This window comes from Campylobacter novaezeelandiae (genome assembly GCF_004323845.1).
Classification (GTDB): Bacteria; Campylobacterota; Campylobacteria; order Campylobacterales; family Campylobacteraceae; genus Campylobacter_D; species Campylobacter_D novaezeelandiae.
This window is the reverse complement of sequence record NZ_QPGR01000030.1, coordinates 1-2177: the sequence shown is the minus strand read 5'-3', so window position 1 is coordinate 2177 and position 2177 is coordinate 1. Positions and strand designations below refer to the sequence as shown.

The window sequence follows — 2177 nt, the reverse complement described above, 5'->3', positions numbered from 1 at the left end:
AGAAAAAATCCTATTTTTATATTTTAATTTTTTGTAGCTATTTTGTAGCCAAAATGAAAATTAAAATATTCAAAACACTATTTTTAAGTATTTTTAAATAATAATTCAATTCCCCTCGCTTCCACCAAATCTTATTATTTTTCAAAAAATATAAATTTACAATCCTAAAAAATATTAAAAAATCAAATTTAAATCACAAATAAATTAAAGCTTAAAAAGCTTTAATGCAAAATATCTTTAATCAATTTTTGTAAATTTCTTTTTACTTCTTCTTCATCTTTCAAAACAAAACATTTTGCTTTTGGCCAAAAAAAACTTTTAGGATCTTCAAATTTCCCCCAACGCCAATCAAACCTAGGATGTAAAAGAACGATCGTTGGGATATCCATAGCCAAACTTAAATGAGCAATTGCACTATCAATGCTAATCATACAATCAATATCAGATAAATTATTGAAAGTATCATTCCAATTTTTTATTTTTTTACTTCTATCTTCTATGCTTTTAAGTAAATTTTCATTTGATTGCATTTGAAAAGAAATAATTTCATAATCTAAATCTTTCAAAATATCAAACAATAATTCAAATTTGAAATTTCTTAACAAATCAGATCCATCTGCATTAGGGGTAAAATAAAAAATTCCAAGTTTTTTCTTTTTATTTTGCGGTCTTTTTTGTGGCAATATAGGTGTTTTTAAGCGCAAAATTTCATTTAATTTGATATCAACTAAAAAAGGCAAAGAACAAATAGGAATAGCATAATCAAATTTTTTAGGCAGGTTTTTTAAAACTTTTAAATTTTTAAAAATATCATCATTTTGATTTAAAATTTTTATTTGATTTTTAAACATTTCATACATCGCACTTTGAGGAGCAAATAAAACTCTTGAAGCGATTTTACAAAGCTTTTCTAAACATCTTGCATACATTATAGTATCCCCAAAACCTTGTTCGCAAAATACTAAAATTTCCTTGTTTTTAAAAGCATCTACACCCGATTTATTAAAAGCTTTTATGCTTTCATTATAATGATAAGTAGAAAAAGTTTCATTATGTGCATAAAATAATCTACTTTCATAATACTTTTTACCTTCTTCAAAATTATCATCTACACCCATACGCATTAAAAGATACGCAAGATCAAATTGATAAGTTGCATGGGTATTTAAACTTAAACATTTTTGATATGCATTATAAGCACTTTGATAATTAGAGCTAAATTCTAACACCTTGGCATAATTTTGCCAAAATTGTGGATGGTGTTGATTTGCTTCTTCTAGCGATTGAAAAAGCTTTAAAGAATCAGATATTTTAAAAAGTTTAAAAAGCAAATATGCTTTTTGTGGTAAAATCTGATGAGCTAAAAAATCATGTATTTTTGAAACCGTAAGATTTTCTTTAGTTTTGCTATGAAGTCTATCTTGAAGATTGTTTAAATTAGGATTATGACGTCCCATAAGAGTTCCATCTTGCAATTTCTCTATGAGCTTTTGCATAAAATTATACAATTCTTCATGTGCATCAAGTGCTTTAACAAAATCTTTTTTAAAATAAATCTCTGCGTATTCTTTCCAAAGATCTAGATTATACAAATCTTTTGAAAGCAACTCTTTAAAAATCTTCTCAGACTCTTCAAATTTATTTATAATTTTATAAAGAAAAGCCAATTGTAAATTAATTTCATTTTGCAAATCATCTTTACGATCTAAAAGTTGTTGCAATAAATTTAAAGCTTCATCAAATCTTAGATTTTCAATATAACTTTTAGAAAGCATAAGGCCATTAAAACTTGTTGGATTTATAGAAAAAAGCTCTTGGGCATAATATAAGGCTTTTTGAAAAAGTGAAAGTTTATAAGATGAGAGCATAGCAAATTCTAAAGCAAATTTTTGATTTTCTTTCAAAAATCTCTCACTTAATTCTAAGCATTTTTCATAATTAGCATTAAAATAATAATAATAAATTCTATCAAACATAGAGCTTTCCTACTAAAAAGTTTTAAAAACTTGAAATTATGATATAAATTTACTAAAAAATTATTTATAAAAACAACCCAAACAACCTAAAGTCATTTGGGTTTAGGAGAGATTAAACTAGTAACTTAAGTTTTTACCATACATAATTAAATTGAGCAAATCCTGTATGAGTGCTACCATCATTATCAAACATTCCATTAT

General features: G+C 24.9%; 1 protein-coding gene. It reads right to left on the bottom strand.

Annotated elements, in window-relative coordinates:
- Nucleotides 1-221: 221 nt before the first annotated feature.
- Nucleotides 222-1976 carry a tetratricopeptide repeat-containing glycosyltransferase family protein gene (locus tag DU473_RS08110; RefSeq protein ID WP_131163693.1) on the bottom strand — a complete coding sequence of 585 codons (1755 nt, stop codon included), beginning with the start codon at nucleotides 1974-1976 and terminating at the stop codon, nucleotides 222-224.
- Between the last annotated feature and the right edge of the window lie 201 nt (nucleotides 1977-2177).